Genomic DNA, 1040 nt, shown 5'->3' on the forward strand with positions numbered 1-1040 from the left:
TGAAGCGGATACGCCAGTATTCGTGGAGTCATTGTTGAAATACCACTCTGGTCATATTGGATATCTAACTTCGAACCGTAATCCGGTTCAGGGACAGTGCCTGGTGGGTAGTTTAACTGGGGCGGTTGCCTCCCAAAAAGTAACGGAGGCGCCCAAAGGTTCCCTCAACCTGGTTGGCAATCAGGTGGCGAGTGTAAGTGCACAAGGGAGCTTGACTGTGAGACTGACAGGTCGAGCAGGGACGAAAGTCGGGACTAGTGATCCGGCAGTGGCTTGTGGAAGCGCTGTCGCTCAACGGATAAAAGGTACCTCGGGGATAACAGGCTGATCTTGCCCAAGAGTCCATATCGACGGCATGGTTTGGCACCTCGATGTCGGCTCGTCGCATCCTGGGGCTGGAGTAGGTCCCAAGGGTTGGGCTGTTCGCCCATTAAAGCGGTACGCGAGCTGGGTTTAGAACGTCGTGAGACAGTTCGGTCCCTATCCGCTGCGCGCGTAGGAAGTTTGAGAGGATTTGACCCTAGTACGAGAGGACCGGGTTGAACGAACCTCTGGTGTGTCAGTTGTTCCGCCAGGAGCACCGCTGATTAGCTACGTTCGGGATGGATAACCGCTGAAAGCATCTAAGCGGGAAGCCGGCCTCAAGATGAGACTTCCATACCTTCGGGTGAGAGGCTCCCAGCCAGACTACTGGGTTGATAGGCCAGATGTGGAAGCACGGTAACGTGTGAAGCTGACTGGTACTAATAAGCCGATGACTTGATAACACACCGTTTGTTGGTGCTTGCGTCCACTGAGTGGTTCTCGATGTACGGTCGAGAACCCTAACAGGCATACACGTATGCCTTTAGGTTTGATTGAAACATCAATAGTGTTTCGGCGGCCATAGCGTGAGGGAAACGCCCGGTTACATTCCGAACCCGGAAGCTAAGCCTCATAGCGCCGATGGTACTGCAGGGGGGACCCTGTGGGAGAGTAGGACACCGCCGAACTTCTTTTAGACAAAATGGCCACCCAACGCTGGGTGGCCATTTTGCGTT

At 54.1% G+C, this 1040-nt stretch carries 2 rRNA genes; both read left to right on the top strand.

What is annotated here, in order from left to right:
* A 23S ribosomal RNA gene (locus ACSS7Z_RS16235) occupies positions 1 to 767 on the top strand; the annotation flags it as partial.
* Between the two features lie 108 nt (positions 768 to 875).
* Positions 876 to 992 (top strand): 5S ribosomal RNA (rrf, locus tag ACSS7Z_RS16240).
* The last annotated feature ends 48 nt before the right edge of the window (positions 993 to 1040 follow it).

This window comes from Microbacterium wangyouchuni, assembly GCF_051546305.1.
In the GTDB taxonomy this organism is placed as follows: Bacteria; Actinomycetota; Actinomycetes; order Actinomycetales; family Microbacteriaceae; genus Microbacterium.